Source organism: Clostridium sp. AM58-1XD, from assembly GCF_003464085.1.
Taxonomy (GTDB): Bacteria; Bacillota; Clostridia; order Lachnospirales; family Lachnospiraceae; genus Lachnoclostridium_A.
The window spans coordinates 153353-170720 of sequence record NZ_QSDR01000003.1 but is presented as its reverse complement, the minus strand read 5'-3'; the positions used below and the strand labels follow the sequence as shown (position 1 = coordinate 170720).

Genomic DNA, 17368 nt, shown 5'->3' with positions numbered 1-17368 from the left:
CTTAAACCTCCTCGAACATAAATCGTTTGAATTCAGACTCCGTCAATCGTACGTTCCAGCTGTCCCGGTCTGTACGTAAATTTTCCAAATTGTTGTCACAATTCACATAAATAACATCATACTCCCCATGGGATGGGCCTGCGCAGTATTTCAGGTAAAAGGCATCCAACGCTGCATTAGAAGCAAGCAGATCATTCGTCACTGTGCGCCAGATAATAAGAACACGGCGGTGATCGGGAAGAATCCCTTCGATCTGTTTAAATGCATATTGTCCGTCGATATCCTCTATCAAGTCCACAGCCCCCTCGTAAGACGGCGTATCTGCCTTCACACTGCGGTAATAGGTAACTGCGCTCTGACGGACAACCAGAAGGCCGATCAGATAATTAAACGTCTCACAAAGGTCGATACGGCGCAGCCTGCACTCATTCTTTTCCGTAATCATCAGCTTGTAATCAAAAGGCGCCTGGAAGGAATCGATGTCCATCAAACTTCCCCGCTTACCCAAATCCAGCATATAATGTACAAGATACTGCTCGCCCAGAAGCGCATGCAGGCCCGCGTCTTCATTCGCCATCTGAATATTTGACAACGCGTCCTCGTATGACTCCAGACGCATATATTTAATGATCTGAGAGACTCCCGTATTTCTGTTTACAGGAACTCCATTTTTCCACTCTGCGCAGTAAGCGGCCTTTTCGATCCTGGTCTTTGTTACCGTTTCAAAATACTCACCCATATCTACGAGCACATATTTTCTTTTTGCTCCTTTTACGGTTCTGTTCAGTTCGATAACCGCATGTCCCGTTGTTCCTGAACCGGCAAAATAATCCAGCACAGTATCGCCGGAATCCGATCCGATTATGATATTATCCATAACCGTGTAAAGGCTCTTCGGATAGTCAAACGGATTCTTTGGAATCATGTTTTCCAGCAGATTTGTTCCTTTCGATGACGCATCATATCGTTCTCCGAACCATAACGACTTTGGAGTCGCCTCATTATTTGCGAAATCGTATTGATAAATTGCATACCCGCCGCTGCGGACCGGTTTGCAAAACAGCGTACCGTTCTCGACACCTTTTACACAGCTTTGATATCCCCATCTCCAACGGAATAATTCTCCCTGGCTGCTTACAGGCAGAACTGCCTCGTAACCGCGCTCAGCATAATCGTCGATCACGGACTGCAGATAATCGTCGTTGAATGTCTGTGTATCCGCATCGTAAATCTTCTTATAATATTTTTCCGGAATGACAAAGAGCTCTTTCGATTTCGGTGCAAAAAAGAATGGGAAATACATGTAAGGACGTTCTTCGCGGCGCTTTCCTGTTCCGGTTCTCTTAAGCGGCAGCTCCCTCAAGGCCTCTCCATCTTTCGACTTTGAGAATTTTTTTGCCAATTCCTCCGGAGTCAGAATAAAATTGTTTGTTTCTGCCAAAACCTTATTCTTTGCATACATCAATGTATAATCATGTGCCTGCGCAATAAAACCCTGGTCACGCCCCTTCGGATTCGTCAAAATTGCAATATTGGAAATCGCATTGCCTGATCCGAAAATCTGGTCTAAACACAGGCTCAGATACCGCATCTCATAATCATCGATTGCAACCTCAATAATTCCATTGGAGGAGAGCAGTCTTCTGCCCGCTTCTAACCGCGAATCCATGAGAGAAATCCAGCTGGAATGCTCATATCCGTTTTTATACAGAATCTTGCTTGCGTCCGTGTTGTACGGAGGATCAATATATTCCAGCCTGATTTTGCCACTGTACCGTTCCGTCAGAAGCTGCAGCGCCTGAAAATTATCAGACTTGATCAGCACTCCGTCTGTCTGCTCATCCAGATTATCAATTGCAGCTAACAGGCGCTCCTTAAAATCAGTACTGAACAGCGCTGTATCCACGATCAGATTTTGATTCTGGCGCAAAAACTCTGCAGTCGGCGGGTTTGTCCAGCCTTTTGCCTGGTCAATGGCAAACATGGCAATCCACTCAGCTGTCTGTGCCTTATTTGCACAAATCTCTTCCCAGAATTCTGTCGCAATCCGGTCCAGCGTAATGCACCAGTCCGTCTGCACGACAAACTTCTTTTTCAACCATAACTTTTTCTGAAACTCCTCGATTTGAGACAGAAAATCAATAATAACTTTACCCACACGTTTTATCGCACGAACCTTCGCCAGATAAGCGTCCACCTGCCGCTCATTTTCTGTGTCCAGATCATCCAGCTGCATCACTTCAGACTTGATATAGAAATCAAGTTCTCTGGAAAGGAAACTGTGGAGGTCTTTGTGTATGAAGTAATCAAATGTGTTTTTTGCCACATAATTTTTCAGCTGCTTTTCCAGAACAGTCAATTCCCTTTTCTTATCTGGTGAAATATTGCGAAGCAGCGACCGCATGACATCCTTGTGTTTCCGCATGAGATACTCGACAATTCCATCATAGTTCTCCGCATCGTATCTGCGTTTTTTATCTGTTGGAATATCAAAAATAAACCGTATGATTAATTCCTTCGTCTCCTCATTCCATGAAAAGGTATCAAAACCGGCGGCTTCAAATTCTTCCGGAGTCAGCCTTGCATTTTCAGGCGTATACAGCATAAAAGTACGCTTATTCTCTGCCGCTTCCTTGTTGTTATTCTGCTCAACTGTTGCTTCCACTAGGCGGAAATGAACTGTAATATTATCCTCAACAAATGTATAATCTTTAAAATTTTCACTGGTTTTAATATAATACTGATCTTGATTTGCCCAGTAAAGCTTCACTTCCTCGCCTTCGTAAGGAATGGCGTACACGCCTTCCTTATAACGGCGCTTGGAAATAAAATCGCCTTCATCATAGTAGCGGTTAAAAAATGAATACAGCGCAGAATATACGTCCGTTTCAAGAGCTGACATATCTGTACCGGAAACCAGCTGTCTCTGTAAATCTGCATACTTCTGCGCCATCGGATTATTTTCAGGCAGGGATGAGATATCATCAAAACCAAACTGTTTCGCATTATTTTCAATATCTTCCATCTGCTGTTTGATTTTCGATTTATCTTCGTTCGCATACGGAGCCAAAGCCTCCTGAACTTTTTCAGGAAGACCTTCTGTAAGGAATTTCTCAATTTCCGCATTGCGGATATTCATAATGCGGTAAATGCCAAAATCGAGGTCGGATTTATCCAGTTCAAATACGGAACGCATAAGGTTTATAAAGCGTTGCAATTTATCATTCATTCATGGTACCTCCTCATTTTGTCAGCAGCGTCACCGTCTCCACGTGTCCCGTATGAGGAAACATATCACAGCATCTAACCCTTTTTACCTGATATCCTTTCTCACCAAGATACTTCACATCTCTGGCCAGAGTAGCGGAATCGCAGCTCACGTAAACCACCCGTTCCGGAGCCATTTTAACGATCGTATCGAGGCAGACAAAATCGCATCCCTTTCTGGGCGGATCCACCACAATCACATCTGCATGTACATGGTTCTTTTCATACTGCTCAGGCAGCACTTCTTCCGCCTTTCCCACAAAAAATTCCACGTTCCCCATGTGATTCAGATCTGCGTTTCTTCTTGCGTCTTCAATAGCCTGGGGAACGATTTCCACGCCGCAGACCTTTTTCGCCTTCTGGGACAGGAACAGGGAAATCGTTCCGATTCCGCAGTATAAATCCCATACCGTCTCATTTCCAGCCAGTTCCGCGTACTCCAGAGCTGTCTCATATAGCCGTTTCGTCTGAACAGGATTGACCTGATAAAAAGAGAGCGGAGAAATCTGGTATTTAACATTTCCAATATAGTCCGTAATATAGCCGGGCCCATATAAGTTTATGATTTCTTTTCCAAGGATCACATTCGTTTTTTCCATATTGATATTAATGGAAATGCTCGTCATCCCTTCTACGGTCTTCAGCCTTTCGGTAAGTACTTCCCATTGGGGCAGAGATTTCCCGTTGATCACAATACATACCATGATTTCTCCGGTACAAAATCCCTTTCGGATCAGGGCATGACGGATAAAGCCTTTATGGTTCCCCTCACAATAAGGCTCAATATGATATTCTTCCATGAAATTTTTAATAATTTTCAGCACGGCCTTATTTTCTTCCGCACCAAGCAGACAGTCCTCATTTTCGATAATATCGTGAGTCCTGCCTGCGTAAAAGCCGGCTGTAATCCGTCCGTTCCTGTCGCGGCCAAAAGGAAACTGGGCCTTATTGCGGTAGCGCCACGGGTCTTCCATCCCTATGATCGGTTCCATCCGGCAGCCTTGACTGCCTTCCTCCCAGCCCTCTTCATCCGGCAGAAACAGGCTGTCCAGCCCGCCGATTCGTTTCAGATTGTTATACACCTTTTTTTCCTTATATTTCAGCTGGCCTCATAGTCCATCGCCTGGAGCTGGCACCCGCCGCACTGCCTTGCCACCGGGCACTTTGCTGCCGTCCTGACATCAGAAGGCTTTACAACCTGACGCAGCCTGGCAAAACCATACGATTTCTTTGTTTTCATGACGCTGGCCTCAACAATATCGCCGATCATCGCGTCCTTAATAAACCATATATATCCGTCCAGCTTTCCAATCCCGGCTCCATCATCACTCATATCCGTAATTTCTACGGTAAAAATATCATTCTTTTTTAAATCCATGTATCTTTCCCTTTATTCTCCCGTTCTGCGGATGTTGCTGTCCAGAAAACGGTTAAATCCGAGCCATCCCATATTTTCTCCGCCTGACTGGAGAGCCTCCATCATCGTTTCCATCTTTGCGTCTGCATTATCTGCAAAATTCAACGCCAGCGCTTCCAGCAATGCCGGTTTCTTCGGCGAGCCATACTCCAGTTCTCCGTGATGCGCCAGAATACAGTGAATCAGCTCTGCCCCCAGCTTCGCTGGAAAATCCGGAATCTGGCGGATACGATCTGAAATCATCTGAGAACCGATCACAATATGCCCCAGGAGCTGTCCGGCGTCCGTGTAATCGTTTTCCGGAAATGTCGATAACTCCTTTAGCTTTCCAATATCGTGAAACATGGCTGCGGTCAGGAGCAGGTCACGGTTAATCATCGGATACTGTCCCGCGAAAAAGTCGCTCATCTTCACGACGCTCAGCGTATGCTCCAGCAGGCCGCCCACAAACCCATGATGTACACTTTTAGCGGCGGAATGGAACTGAAATGCCTTTGCAAAATCCTTATCATCAATGAAGAAGCTGGCGGCAAGCGCTCTCAGTTTTGCGTTTTTCAGCGTACTGATATATCCGGTCAGCTCCATGTACATCCTGCCGATGTCCTTTTTTGAAACAGGAAGATAATCAGCCGGCACGTATTCCCCCTCTTCCGCCTTTCTGATCCTCTTTACATTCAGCTGATTGGTGTTCTGAAATACGGTTACATCTGCCTCTACACATACATAATCCATCGCTTCAAAATTACAGATTCCGGGGGATCCCAAATCCCATATTTTTGCATCGACGGTTCCTGTCTTATCCTGAAGAATCAGGTTTCCATACTCTTTTCCTGCCTTTGTAAGGGCAATCTGCTTCGTTTTGCAAAGATACACGGTTGAAACGTGCATCCCCTCTTTTAATGTATCAATATATTTCATTTTATTCTCCTCTTTTCCATTCTCTATGTCGTTTGGCCGATTCTGATTTTCCTTCCACCAAAAACAGCCTGAATTGCGGTCATTCTCAAGTATACAGGAACATTCTTACTCCTGCAAGCAGAAGTAATTCCGCGTCAGATTTTGCCACGCCGCCGGCGCCCCCTGAAACGAAAAGACAGAGGGTGTTGCAAAAATCGAATCAGCTGTGCCACTGATACCAGATTGCGTTCCAGGCAGTTGCCAAGTCAATCCATCTTGTATCAGCGGCAATACTTTATTCCTTTTTGCGACACCCTCCAGTCATACATTGTGTTCTGCTTTCCAGCCCATTCCGGCCTGGTTAAGCGCTCTGTCTCAACTCACGGCCCACGATCATTCTTACGTGCTGTCGGATCATCTGGCTCCAGGCACAACCTGATACTGAAGCTCTGTATACTCCTCTCTCCCATTGCGGTTTATGACAATTTCTACAGGCTGGCCTTCATCCATTTTTTCAATTCTGGCCTGAAACTCCTTCATCGTCAGTACCGGCTCTCCATTCATCTGCGTAATGATATCCCCATTCTGGATGCCTGCCGAATACGCAGGGCCTCCGGATATGGATTCATATACATAAATGCCCTTTGGAGTACCGTCACCTGTCATATCTTCCGTAATTTCCTGCCCCTTGATTCCGAGATAAGCGACAGGAATTCCGTTGCTCATTTTTTCCAGAATCCCCTTATAATCTGATATTCCTTCCGCAATCGTCGTACCGGAATTCGATTCATTCTCGTAATTATCTGTAATCCAGCCGATAATTTCTCCTGCCGTATTCAAAAGAAATGTTCCGGCATCTGCATTTCCCCTGACACCGGCAAACATAATACCTGTAGTTCCGTCCGTCGTCTGAACATTTCTTGCCACATAGTGAACCGTTCCATAGTCAAACGAATATGGCATACCGAGAGGCGCACCCACGGAAAGAACCAGATCGCCTGCCTTCACCGTATAGGAATTGCCCAGTTTGAACGGCTCAATCGCAGTCAGCTTTTCTTTAGGCAGCTCTGACTTCTTTACGCTGATAACAGCAAGACCAGTAACCTTGTCGGCCTGCTTCTTTGTTCCCTTCAGCTCCGTTCCGTCATAAAGCGTCACGTGAATGGCGTCGGCCGCCTCTAAAGCCGTCTCCGGTACGATCACAAGTATCTCACTGTCCGTAACAGCGATCACGGCGCCCGCATACTGTCCCGCACTCTCGATCGGATTGTCAAACCAGTCCGTCTGTCTCTTTACAGAGTGAACGGTTACAATGCTCTTATTTGCTTTCTGCCCTGCCTGTTTCAGATTATTAAATATGTCGTCCACATCATGAATGTCAAAATGGTAATTTTCCACTGCGTCTTTCACCAGCTCGCTGATCGGTGTTGACTCCTTCTCTTCTGCCTCTGTCGTCGGTTCTGCCGCCGGTGTCGTCTCCTCATCCTTGGGAATACTGATCGTCTGGCTTTCCCCTGTACCATTTCCGCCGATATACCGCTCGGCAAACGGTTTTGACAGAACAAAGGTAACTGCCGCAATTACGCCAAACAGGGCGGCAAGAAATAAAAAGGCGGCAGCCCGTTTCGCCAACTGCCTCCTCGTCATTGGCTGTTTTACGATCTTTTCATTAATAAATTTCTTCTTTTTCGGCAACTCGCTCCCTGGTCCCTTTATCTCCGGCATAAACAACCTCCTGTCAAAGCAGGTATCCACAATACCCTGCAGCATGCTGTCCCATTTTCAGTTTTTTGAAATCTATTCCTATTATACTTTTCTTCCTGTTCTTATGCAAGCCTTTCTGCTGGCCGCCCCCGTAAAAATCCTCTTCTCAAAAGGACTGGTAAATGCTCTGTGTTCTATGATATAATGTGCGCATAGCAGACATTATATCTGCGCATTCCATTTTCTGCGTTCTCCGCAGAAATATGGGCGCTCTTTTCCGCCGGAGGCCGATAGGCGCTTAAGCCTATCGTATAATGTGCGCATAGCGGACATTATATCTGCGCACTTTTAACAGTGATAAATATAACCGTAAATTCTCATAATATAAATAATCAGTCATAATAAAAGAAAAGGTGATTTCAATGAATCAAAAAGCGTTAAAAACGTTGGAATATAATAAAATTATCGACCAGCTGGCAGACTATGCTTCCTCTACCGCTGGCAGGGACCTCTGCCGCAGTCTTGTCCCGTCTTCAGACTTTGACGAAATCGTACAGAATCAGCTGGAAACGACGGATGCTGTTACCCGTGTGCGCCAGAAGGGAACCGTTTCCTTCAGCGGATTAAAGGATATCCGTGATTCCTTAAAGCGTTTGGAAATAGGCAGCTCTCTCAGCATTCCGGAACTCCTGGCCATCAGCTCGGTCATGACCATAGCCGCCCGGGCCAAAGCATACGGACGTCATGAAGAAACAGAGCTTCCCGATGATTCTCTGGAAGGCATGTTCCGTTCTCTGGAACCGTTGACGCCTGTCAACAATGAGATCAAACGCTGCATCATCTCCGAAGATGAAGTCAGCGATGAAGCCAGCCCCGGACTCCGCCACGTGCGCCGTTCTATGAAGTCCATTCAGGATAAGGTACACACACAGCTGAATACGATTTTAAATTCTACCCGTTCCTACCTTCAGGACGCCGTTATTACCATGAGAGACGGCAGATATTGTCTGCCGGTAAAATCAGAATATAAAAATCAGGTTTCCGGTATGGTGCACGACCAGTCTTCTACCGGTTCCACACTTTTTATAGAGCCAATGGCTATTATCAAGCTGAACAATGAACTTCGAGAGTTGGAAATACAGGAACAGAAAGAAATCGAAGCGGTTCTTGCTGATCTGAGCAATCAGGTCTGTCCGTACATCGAAGAACTGACAACTGATCTGGAAATCCTCACAAAGCTTGATTTTATCTTTGCAAAAGCTGCGCTGTCCCGCCATTACCGCTGCAGTGCGCCTGTATTTAACAGGAATCATTATATCAATATCAAGGACGGGCGCCATCCGCTGCTGAATCCGGATACAGTTGTTCCCATCAATATCAGTCTGGGCAAAGATTTCGATCTTCTCATCGTCACAGGCCCCAATACAGGCGGAAAGACCGTATCCTTAAAAACGGTCGGCCTCTTCACGCTGATGGGACAGGCGGGACTTCACATTCCTGCGTTTGACGGTTCCCAACTGTCTGTCTTTGAAGAAATTTTTGCCGATATCGGCGACGAGCAGAGCATTGAGCAAAGCCTTAGTACATTTTCTTCACATATGACGAACATTGTCAGGATTCTGGAACAGGCGGACTCCAATTCCCTCTGTCTGTTCGACGAACTTGGAGCCGGCACCGACCCGACCGAGGGAGCCGCGCTGGCGATCGCCATCCTTTCCTTCCTTCACAATATGAAATGCAGGACAATGGCTACTACCCACTACAGCGAGCTGAAGGTATTTGCCCTTACGACGCCTGGTGTGGAAAATGCCTGCTGCGAGTTCAGCGTGGAGACGCTGAGGCCTACCTACCGCCTTCTGATCGGCATTCCAGGCAAGAGCAACGCCTTTGCCATCTCCCAGAAACTTGGCCTTCCGTCCTATATTATAGATGATGCCAGGACTCATCTGGAGGCCAAGGATGAGACGTTTGAAGACCTGATCGCCCATCTGGAAGAAAGCCGCGTCACGATTGAAAAGGAACGAGAAGAGATACAAGCCTACAAAGCGGAGATTGAACAGCTGAAATCACGGTTGGAAAAGAAAGAAGAGCGGCTCGACGAACGGCGTGAAACATTTATACACGACGCCAAAGAAGAGGCTCAGCGCATCCTCCGGGAAGCCAAAGAGACGGCGGACCAGACGATCCGCAGCATCAATAAGCTGGGTGATTCTGCCGGTCTGTCCAAGCAACTGGAGGCAGAGCGTACAAAACTGCGCGAAAAGCTGGGTGATGTGGAAAAGGATCTGACTCTTGGAAACAGGCAAAAGCAAAAACCGGCAAAATCCGTTTCCCCGAAAAAGCTGAAAATCGGCGACGGGGTGCGGGTACTGACAATGAATCTGAACGGAACGGTCAGCTCACTCCCAAATGCCAGGGGTGATTTATATGTCCAGATGGGTATATTGCGTTCACTCGTCAACATAAAGGATCTTGAGCTGCTGGACGAACCGGTTCTTACCGGTCCTGCCCTGAGCAAGACGGGAAGCGGAAAAATACGCATGTCCAAATCCGGCAGTATATCACCGGAAGTGAACCTGATCGGAATGACCGTTGATGAAGCGCTTCCAGTGTTGGATAAATATCTGGATGATGCTTATCTTTCCCATCTTAATCAGGTCCGCGTTGTCCACGGGCGGGGTACCGGAGCTTTAAAGGCCGGCGTTCACAAGCATTTAAAGAAGTTAAAATATGTCAAGGAATTCCGCCTCGGCGAATTCGGCGAAGGCGATACAGGCGTTACGATTGTGACATTTAAATAAACAGGAGGTTTCTATGGCAGAAAAACAAAAAGTATTGATCGTGGATGATGATGAGAATATTGCCGAACTCATTTCCCTTTATCTGATGAAGGAATGTTATGAGACGATGATTGTCAATGACGGCGAAGAAGCGCTGAGAGTCTTCGTTGAATTTAAGCCGAACATCATTCTTCTGGATCTCATGCTTCCGGGCATAGACGGTTATCAGGTATGCCGCGAGATTCGTACTTCTTCTCAGGTTCCTATTATCATGCTGTCCGCAAAGGGTGAGATCTTCGACAAGGTGCTGGGACTGGAACTGGGCGCCGACGATTACATGATTAAACCTTTCGATTCAAAGGAGCTGGTCGCCCGCGTCAAGGCCGTTTTAAGGCGCTACCAGCCCATTACTCCTGCCCCTGCCGCCGCTGTCCAGCAACAGGGCAATTACGTAGAGTACCCGGATCTGACCGTAAACTTGACAAATTATTCCGTCATTTACCGCGGCCACTCCATTGAAATGCCTCCGAAGGAACTGGAACTTTTGTATTTTCTGGCCTCATCTCCCAACCAGGTATTTACCAGAGAACAACTGCTCGACCATATATGGGGATATGAATACATCGGTGATACAAGGACCGTGGATGTACATATCAAACGGCTCCGCGAAAAAATCAAGGATCATGAAAGCTGGTCTCTGTCCACTGTATGGGGAATCGGCTATAAATTCGAGGTAAAACGATAATGCATTTACGGTCTCTTTATTATAAATTCATTGTAGGCTATCTGATTTTTGGTTTTCTGGGTTTTATTACAATTGCAACCTTTGCCTCGCACATCACATTCCGCCAGCTCGTACGTGACAAGGCGGAATCGCTTTATGACGAGGCTACTTTGATTGCCGGTAAATACAGCGGACCGTATCAGGGAAAACAGCCCACAGAGCTTTCAGCCGCTTATCCACAGCTGAACGCCGTAGCTGCCTTTCTTCAGGCTGATATCTGGGTAGTGAACCGCCGCGGAAATATTATTCTGGACAGCAACGACTCCAAGCGCGCCGGAATGGCGATCGAGAATTTTGATCCTACCGCCACAGGAAATAAATCCTATTGCATAGGAAACTATTATGAACTGTATGATTATGACGTTTTAAGCGTTTCCGCGCCCATTACAGGCAATTACAACACTTACGGCTACGTAATCATCCATATGCCGGTCAGTGCAATTTCGGCCAGCCACAACAGTATTCTGAATCTGATTTACATTACATCGCTGATTATCTTCGGTCTTTCTCTGATCATCCTGCTGGTGTTCACCAAGATCGTTTATTTTCCGCTCAAAAAAATCACTGCCGGAGCCAACGAATATGCGGCAGGGAATCTGGACTACAGAATTCAGGTAAGCACTCAGGATGAAATGGGATACCTTGCTGCAACGCTGAATTATATGTCCGGAGAGCTGAATAAGATGGAAGAATATCAGCGGACTTTTATTGCCAACGTCTCTCATGACTTCCGTTCTCCCCTCACCTCAATCAAAGGATATCTGGAAGCTATCATCGACGGCACCATACCTACTGAAATGCAGGAAAAATATTTAAAACGGGTAATCTCCGAAACAGAGCGCCTGAATAAGCTCACCCAGGGTATGCTGACTCTGAATACCCTGGACAGCAAGGGCTATCTTTCCAGAACAAATTTTGACATCAACCGTGTTATTAAGGATACGGCTGCTTCTTTTGAAGGGACATGCGATGCCAAGGGAATTAATTTTGAGCTGATCTTTTCAGACAGCATCGAGATGGTCTATGCCGACCTTGGTAAAATACAGCAGGTCCTCTATAATCTGATCGACAATGCCATTAAGTTCAGCCATCATAATTCCACGATCTTTGTACAGGCTGCTGTACGTCATGAAAAGGTATTCGTTTCCGTAAAGGATACCGGCATCGGAATACCGAAGGAAAATATTAAAAAGATATGGGAACGCTTTTATAAGTCCGACAGTTCCAGGGGAAAAGACAAGAAAGGCACAGGCCTTGGACTTGCAATCGTCAAGGAAATTATCCAGTCACATGGAGAAAATATCGACGTAGTCAGCACAGAAGGCGTGGGAACGGAGTTTATCTTCAGCTGCCTAAGGCGACGAACCTGTAATACTTGACTGTATGACAGACAAAGTTGAAATCAAGAAAAAATCCGGCTTTTGGGCTTTTGCCCGCAGCCGGATTTTTTCTTGATTTGATTCATGCACTTGACATATATCGAATATCGATATATAGTTGCTTTATGATTATATATAGATGATCGATACAAACTACAAAAGGAGGTACTGTTTATGTCCGTTGATAAAAGTCTGCTTTCGGGAAGTACGTCTCTGCTTATTCTGAAGCTTCTTTCCGAAAAGGATATGTATGGTTATGAGATGATCGATACGCTGGATAAGAGATCGGAAAATGTCTTTGAACTGAAAGCCGGGACCCTCTATCCCCTTCTTCATTCACTGGTATCTCAGGGATATCTGACTGTTTATGAGGATGAAGCCGGCGGTAAGATGAGAAAATACTATCACATAACCAAAGAAGGCCAGAAGGCCCTGAATCAGAAGGAACACGAATGGAATGAATATGCAAGGGCGATGGCCCGGGTGCTGGGAGGTGCTGTCTATGGAGCGGTATGATCTTTTAAGTGAATATCTTGGCAGCGTAACCGACCAGATTCGGTGCAAAAAAGCGAGAGGTTATATTTCAGAGGAACTCGCCTGCCATATAGAAGACCAGAAAGAGGCGTTCATAGAAGATGGTCTTACAGAGGAAGAGGCGCTTAAAGAAAGCCTGCGGCAGATGGGCGATCCCGTCTCTGTCGGCGTGGAAATGGACCGGATACACCGTCCCCGGCCGGACTGGAAGCTCCTTGCATTCATAAGTATTTTCAGCATTGTGGGATTAATTCTGCAGTATCACATCTGCCTGACCGCAGGAACCGTATTGGCTGCCGACCCTTCTTCATCGCCTCTGCCACTTCCAGGATTTTCCCAGTTCGCCAACCAATGCTGTTATACCTTGGTCGGATTGTTGTGCATGGCTGTTATTTATTATGCTGATTATACGCTGATCGGCCGCTTTTCTCTGCTTTTGTGGTGGCTTTTCTTCTTCTCCATACTATTTGTGGTCTGCACAGGACCTGTTTTGATGGGATCATTTCCCTACCTCAGGATTTATCTCTACCTCTTCGCTCCCCTTTTTGCCGGCATCCTATACAGAGCCCGGGGAGGCGGTTTCGGAAGGATCTTTCTTTGCATACTGCATGGCCTGTGCGCTCTTTTGTTGGCCGGTCGCGGCGTGGGCTCCACCCGTACAGCTTTCAGCCTGGGCATTATATTCCTTCTTATGGTGTGCGCCGCTGTCGCCAAAGGCTGGTTTCATGTCAGCCGTCGTCCAGCGCTTCTCCTCCTGACGGTCGGCCCTCTGCTTACCGGAGCCCTGTGGCTTTTGCTCGCAGACCAGTTCGGGTGGCTAAAAGCGTATCAGAAAGCCAGGATTGCCGCTTTCTTCAATCTCATATATGATCCGGAAGGAATTTCCTATATCACCGCCACCATACGTAAGCTCATGGGAGGCTGGCAGCTGCTGGGAGGTTCACCAGGGAAGGTCTTTGGTTTCCTTCCGGGATTTTCTTATGATTATATCATCACGTTTTTGTTTACCTCTTGGGGAATCATCCCCGGTCTTATAATTCTGACCGGCTTTGTACTCCTGTTCATCAGGATCTTCCGAATCGTTCTCCGCCATCCCAACTGTCTGGGCATGATGGTCGGACTGGCATGCGGATTGGCGCTTTTAGATCATACGCTATGCTACGTTTTATCCAACATGGGATTTATTTTGTTTTCCCAGCTGTCCATGCCCTTTCTTTCTTACGGTCTGGGAACTACAGTCGTCACTTATATCATGATGGGCATTCTGCTCAGTATCTATCGGTATAAAGATGTCCTTCCCGAACCAAAGGTTAAGAAATGGCAGTTTACGATACAATAGCATTACAGCCTGTAAGCAAAATCCCAAGTAAGTTTCAAGTAAAAACACCAACAAAAACAGGATATGCTTCCTGCATTGGCTGCTGCCTCTGCGCGCTGCATATCCTGTTTATTTTTTTATCCAATTATTTAATCCTCTTCCATCACTTTAATTACCGGCGGATGTTTCTTTCTCCATGCGCTGCGGATCATAGGCCAAAACAGAAGAAAGATTGCCAAAAGCAACAAGACACAGGAAACAGGTCTTACAAAGAAGGACATCAAGCCGTATTGAGGGGAGTAACTGACTCCATTTCTCAGATATTTTTCCACATTACTGCCCAGAATAAAGGCCAGAAGAAACGGCGTAGATGGAATATTTGCGTAAGACATCCAAACACCGAACAAAGTACATATAATAGCCAGTAAAATGGCAAATGTATTGCCGACGCAGGCATATGCCCCTACAAAGCACAGGACCAGGATCGCCGGATAGAGCAGATGATATGGTGCCTGAAGCAACATAGGAAATGCCCGCATACCAACTACTTCAATAATTAAGATGGCCACTGCACAAAAAATCAAGGAGGCATATATCATGTATACAATGCCGGGATTATTCCGAATCAACAGAGGACCGGCTTCAACGCCCTGAATGATAAAACCGCTCAGAAGTAATGCTGTCTGAGCATCCCCTGGAATTCCAAGAGCGATCATGGGGATAATAGCACCGCCTACAGAAGCATTGTTTGCCACCTCCGGTGCCCATACGCCGGCTGTACAGCCGGTACCGAATTTCTCCGGATGCTTGTCCCCATTTTTGGCCATCGTATAGGCCACTACGTTGGAAAGTCCGCTTCCTAGTCCAGGCAGAAATCCGATAAACAAACCAATGATAAAGGAACGAATAATATTGACTTTTTCTCTTATAATATCACCCTTGGGCAGCTTAAATCCGCCTACTTTAATCTGAGGGCCGTTGCCACCCATACGCTCTGACTTTGCATATTCCAGCAAAATCGTACGCCCTGCAAAGATTCCCATGCATACACAAACGAGAGGAAGTCCTGCTGCCAAGTGATAATTTCCAAAGGTAAAACGCACAGTACCGCTGACCGGCGCACGCCCGATCGTGGTAAAAGCGAGACCTATTCCTACTCCCATCAGGCTTTTCATCATATTCCCCTCTGCCAGAGAGGAAACCATAACCATAGCACACATACTCAGGCTGAACAGCTCCCACGGTCCCATGTTTACTGCAAAGGATGCTACCCAGGAAGCACAGAACATGGCAATAATAATACTTGGAAGTGTACCGATAAAATTTGCCACCGTACCTACGCTGAGCGCAGTTACAGGATCACCTTTTTTTGTAAATTCATATCCGTCAAAGACAGTCGCTACGGAACCGTTGGTACCCGGAATTCCTACCAGAATAGAACCGATAAATCCACCCGATACACCGCCGATATATATGCTGCATAAGAGCGCTACTGCCTTAACCGGATCCATAGCATACGTCATCGGAAGTACAAGCATCATGCCCGTACCACCTGAGAGGCCGGGAATACATCCCAGAATAATGCCGATGATACCGCCTCCCAGGCACAACATCAGCACTTCAAAGCTAAACAGGGTAATAAAGGATTCTCCTAAATACGACCACATATGTATCCCTCCTTATAGATCCAGATTAAAGAATTCACCACGTGGCAGTTTCAACCCCAGCCCTTTGTAGAAACACATATAAACTATTATGGTTAGTATAAGAGCATAGACAATCAGCTGCCATGCAGGAACTTTTTTACCCTGCGAAAACATCTTGCTGATAATAAAAGTAATAATTGGAGTCGCTACCAGAAAACCAACCATATACAACAGTACTGCATATAATATAAAAACCAGCACAAGGATTCCAAGGCGTTTCCATTCTTGTCTGTTCAAAAAAGGGCACTCTTCAGTAAAGGCCTTTTTGAAGGTCAGGAATAATCCGGGAATTATTATCATTACCGCTGCAATAATGGGAAAAACCGCAGGCCCGATATCATCCGGCACTTTCGATGGAGGCAGGCGCAGGGCCCCGGCGATAATCAGCACGCCAATAATAACTCCAACGATGCCGTTCACTCGATCTCTCTTCATGTATACTCTCCTTTCCCAGAGCAGAGTGCTTTCCCCTGAGCGGACCGCTGAGGGGAAAACCTTTCTTTACGTCTTTTCCGCTATTTATGCTCCCAAGCCAAGGTCGTCACAGAAGGTCTGCATGTCTTTTACGATCTGTATGCCCCCGCTTCGATCCACGTAATCCCACGTACCGCCTTTAAAAGTGGTATTCAGCAGTGTATTCCACATCTCATCGTCTTTAAGCCCCGGCAGCGTGGCAGAAATAGCCTCAGCCAATTCATCACTCATACCAGGATTGCAGCACAGGATATAGCCGGTCGGAACATCATATTCCATATGATAGCCCAATTCATCGAAGCACGGAATATCCGGATAGACCTTTGACCGTTCGTTGGCAGCATAAGCCAGGATACGCATATCACCGTTCTGTACATACTGATCCGCTACTGCAGGCGTCAGATATGCCCAGTCGTTAAATCCGCCCAAAAGGTTCGTAATACGTTCATTATTGTCTGCTCCGTCCACCTTACGGAAGGTACAGCCCAGTGCGTTTTCAATATTTAAAGCTCCTGCATAAACAATATTTCCAGAACCGGTTCCTACTGAAATTGTATTCGGGTTTGCTTTCGCAGCCTCTACCAGATCGTCCAGCGTCTGGTATGGAGAATCAGCTTTTACGCAGATTGCTGCTACATCTGTGTTGACTTTTATACAGTTTATAATCTGAAATTCCGATGGATCCGTAACCAGATGATCATATACCCCAAAGTAATAAGTCATCAGCATGGACGGCGTTCCTACCAGGATCGTACTTCCGTCTGTATCACTGTTGCGGCCCATTTCATAAGCAACTGTATATCCGCCAGAAGCATCGTTTGTAACTGTAAAATTATGGTCCGGAAACATCTTTCCCCAGTGGGATGCCAGAGCGCGGCATACGCCGTCCGTACCTGACCCTGCATTTGCCGGACAAATGATTTCTACATTCTTAACGGTCGGCCATTCGACAGAAGCGTCCTGCTTTCCTTCAGAAGCTTCTGTAACCGACTGGCCCGGATTACCTTCCGAACTGTCCTTCGTTGTTCCCTGACACGCGGTTAAACTAAGTCCCATAGCTGCTGTTAACATCACTGCAAGTAATCTTTTCATAGTTATCCTCCTGTTT

Annotated in this window: 11 protein-coding genes and 1 pseudogene; 5 read left to right on the top strand and 7 right to left on the bottom strand. The window is 46.4% G+C overall.

Annotation, left to right across the window (positions count from 1 at the left end):
* Position 1: 1 nt before the first annotated feature.
* The 4 genes and pseudogenes from DXA13_RS02800 to DXA13_RS02785 form a co-directional block, all read right to left on the bottom strand.
* A complete protein-coding gene (locus DXA13_RS02800; RefSeq protein WP_118241824.1) occupies positions 2 to 3229 on the bottom strand; it encodes a site-specific DNA-methyltransferase in 3228 nt (1075 codons plus the stop codon).
* Positions 3230 to 3242: 13 nt separating this feature from the next.
* A pseudogene (gene rlmD / locus DXA13_RS02795) lies at positions 3243 to 4645 on the bottom strand (23S rRNA (uracil(1939)-C(5))-methyltransferase RlmD).
* Between the two features lie 12 nt (positions 4646 to 4657).
* On the bottom strand, positions 4658 to 5602 hold the full coding sequence (locus tag DXA13_RS02790) for an HD domain-containing protein (protein ID WP_118241822.1): 945 nt from the start codon (positions 5600 to 5602) through the stop codon (positions 4658 to 4660).
* Between the two features lie 393 nt (positions 5603 to 5995).
* Positions 5996 to 7306 carry a S1C family serine protease gene (locus DXA13_RS02785; protein WP_118241820.1) on the bottom strand — a complete coding sequence of 437 codons (1311 nt, stop codon included), beginning with the start codon at positions 7304 to 7306 and terminating at the stop codon, positions 5996 to 5998.
* 401 nt (positions 7307 to 7707) lie between these two features.
* On the opposite strand from DXA13_RS02785, the gene DXA13_RS02780 reads away from it, so the two are divergent.
* The 5 genes from DXA13_RS02780 to DXA13_RS02760 all read left to right on the top strand — a co-directional run bounded on the left by DXA13_RS02780 (position 7708) and on the right by DXA13_RS02760 (position 14101).
* Positions 7708 to 10086 (top strand): endonuclease MutS2, encoded by a 2379-nt coding sequence (locus tag DXA13_RS02780; RefSeq protein ID WP_118241818.1) that lies wholly within the window; start codon positions 7708 to 7710, stop codon positions 10084 to 10086.
* A gap of 13 nt (positions 10087 to 10099) precedes the next feature.
* Entirely contained in the window at positions 10100 to 10810 is a 711-nt protein-coding gene (locus DXA13_RS02775; protein ID WP_118241815.1) for a response regulator transcription factor, read from the top strand.
* Positions 10810 to 12228, top strand: coding sequence for a HAMP domain-containing sensor histidine kinase (locus DXA13_RS02770; protein ID WP_118241813.1), 1419 nt, complete (start codon positions 10810 to 10812; stop codon positions 12226 to 12228). The genes DXA13_RS02775 and DXA13_RS02770 overlap by 1 nt, the downstream gene beginning before the upstream one ends.
* Positions 12229 to 12402: 174 nt before the next feature.
* The gene (locus tag DXA13_RS02765; protein ID WP_118241811.1) at positions 12403 to 12744 is read left to right on the top strand and encodes a PadR family transcriptional regulator; all 342 of its coding nucleotides are present in this window, start codon (positions 12403 to 12405) and stop codon (positions 12742 to 12744) included.
* Positions 12731 to 14101: an FtsW/RodA/SpoVE family cell cycle protein gene (locus DXA13_RS02760; RefSeq protein ID WP_181995507.1), complete on the top strand. Its 1371-nt coding sequence runs from the start codon at positions 12731 to 12733 to the stop codon at positions 14099 to 14101. The genes DXA13_RS02765 and DXA13_RS02760 overlap by 14 nt, the downstream gene beginning before the upstream one ends.
* A gap of 128 nt (positions 14102 to 14229) precedes the next feature.
* Here the strand turns inward: DXA13_RS02760 and DXA13_RS02755 are convergent, their stop codons facing one another.
* From DXA13_RS02755 to DXA13_RS02745, 3 genes are all read right to left on the bottom strand, one after another.
* The gene (locus tag DXA13_RS02755) at positions 14230 to 15747 is read right to left on the bottom strand and encodes a tripartite tricarboxylate transporter permease (RefSeq protein ID WP_118241807.1); all 1518 of its coding nucleotides are present in this window, start codon (positions 15745 to 15747) and stop codon (positions 14230 to 14232) included.
* 12 nt (positions 15748 to 15759) lie between these two features.
* On the bottom strand, positions 15760 to 16221 hold the full coding sequence (locus tag DXA13_RS02750) for a tripartite tricarboxylate transporter TctB family protein (RefSeq protein ID WP_118241805.1): 462 nt from the start codon (positions 16219 to 16221) through the stop codon (positions 15760 to 15762).
* A gap of 84 nt (positions 16222 to 16305) precedes the next feature.
* Positions 16306 to 17352, bottom strand: coding sequence for a tripartite tricarboxylate transporter substrate-binding protein (locus tag DXA13_RS02745; RefSeq protein ID WP_118241803.1), 1047 nt, complete (start codon positions 17350 to 17352; stop codon positions 16306 to 16308).
* Positions 17353 to 17368: the final 16 nt, after the last annotated feature.

Excerpts from the sequence above, each read along its gene's own strand:
- DXA13_RS02800 (WP_118241824.1), bottom strand. The coding sequence starts at position 3,229 with ATGAATGATAAATTGCAACGCTTTATAAACCTTATGCGTTCCGTATTT.
- DXA13_RS02790 (WP_118241822.1), bottom strand. The coding sequence starts at position 5,602 with ATGAAATATATTGATACATTAAAAGAGGGGATGCACGTTTCAACCGTG.
- DXA13_RS02785 (WP_118241820.1), bottom strand. The coding sequence starts at position 7,306 with ATGCCGGAGATAAAGGGACCAGGGAGCGAGTTGCCGAAAAAGAAGAAA.
- DXA13_RS02780 (WP_118241818.1), top strand. The coding sequence starts at position 7,708 with ATGAATCAAAAAGCGTTAAAAACGTTGGAATATAATAAAATTATCGAC.
- DXA13_RS02775 (WP_118241815.1), top strand. The coding sequence starts at position 10,100 with ATGGCAGAAAAACAAAAAGTATTGATCGTGGATGATGATGAGAATATT.
- DXA13_RS02770 (WP_118241813.1), top strand. The coding sequence starts at position 10,810 with ATGCATTTACGGTCTCTTTATTATAAATTCATTGTAGGCTATCTGATT.
- DXA13_RS02765 (WP_118241811.1), top strand. The coding sequence starts at position 12,403 with ATGTCCGTTGATAAAAGTCTGCTTTCGGGAAGTACGTCTCTGCTTATT.
- DXA13_RS02760 (WP_181995507.1), top strand. The coding sequence starts at position 12,731 with ATGGAGCGGTATGATCTTTTAAGTGAATATCTTGGCAGCGTAACCGAC.
- DXA13_RS02755 (WP_118241807.1), bottom strand. The coding sequence starts at position 15,747 with ATGTGGTCGTATTTAGGAGAATCCTTTATTACCCTGTTTAGCTTTGAA.
- DXA13_RS02750 (WP_118241805.1), bottom strand. The coding sequence starts at position 16,221 with ATGAAGAGAGATCGAGTGAACGGCATCGTTGGAGTTATTATTGGCGTG.
- DXA13_RS02745 (WP_118241803.1), bottom strand. The coding sequence starts at position 17,352 with ATGAAAAGATTACTTGCAGTGATGTTAACAGCAGCTATGGGACTTAGT.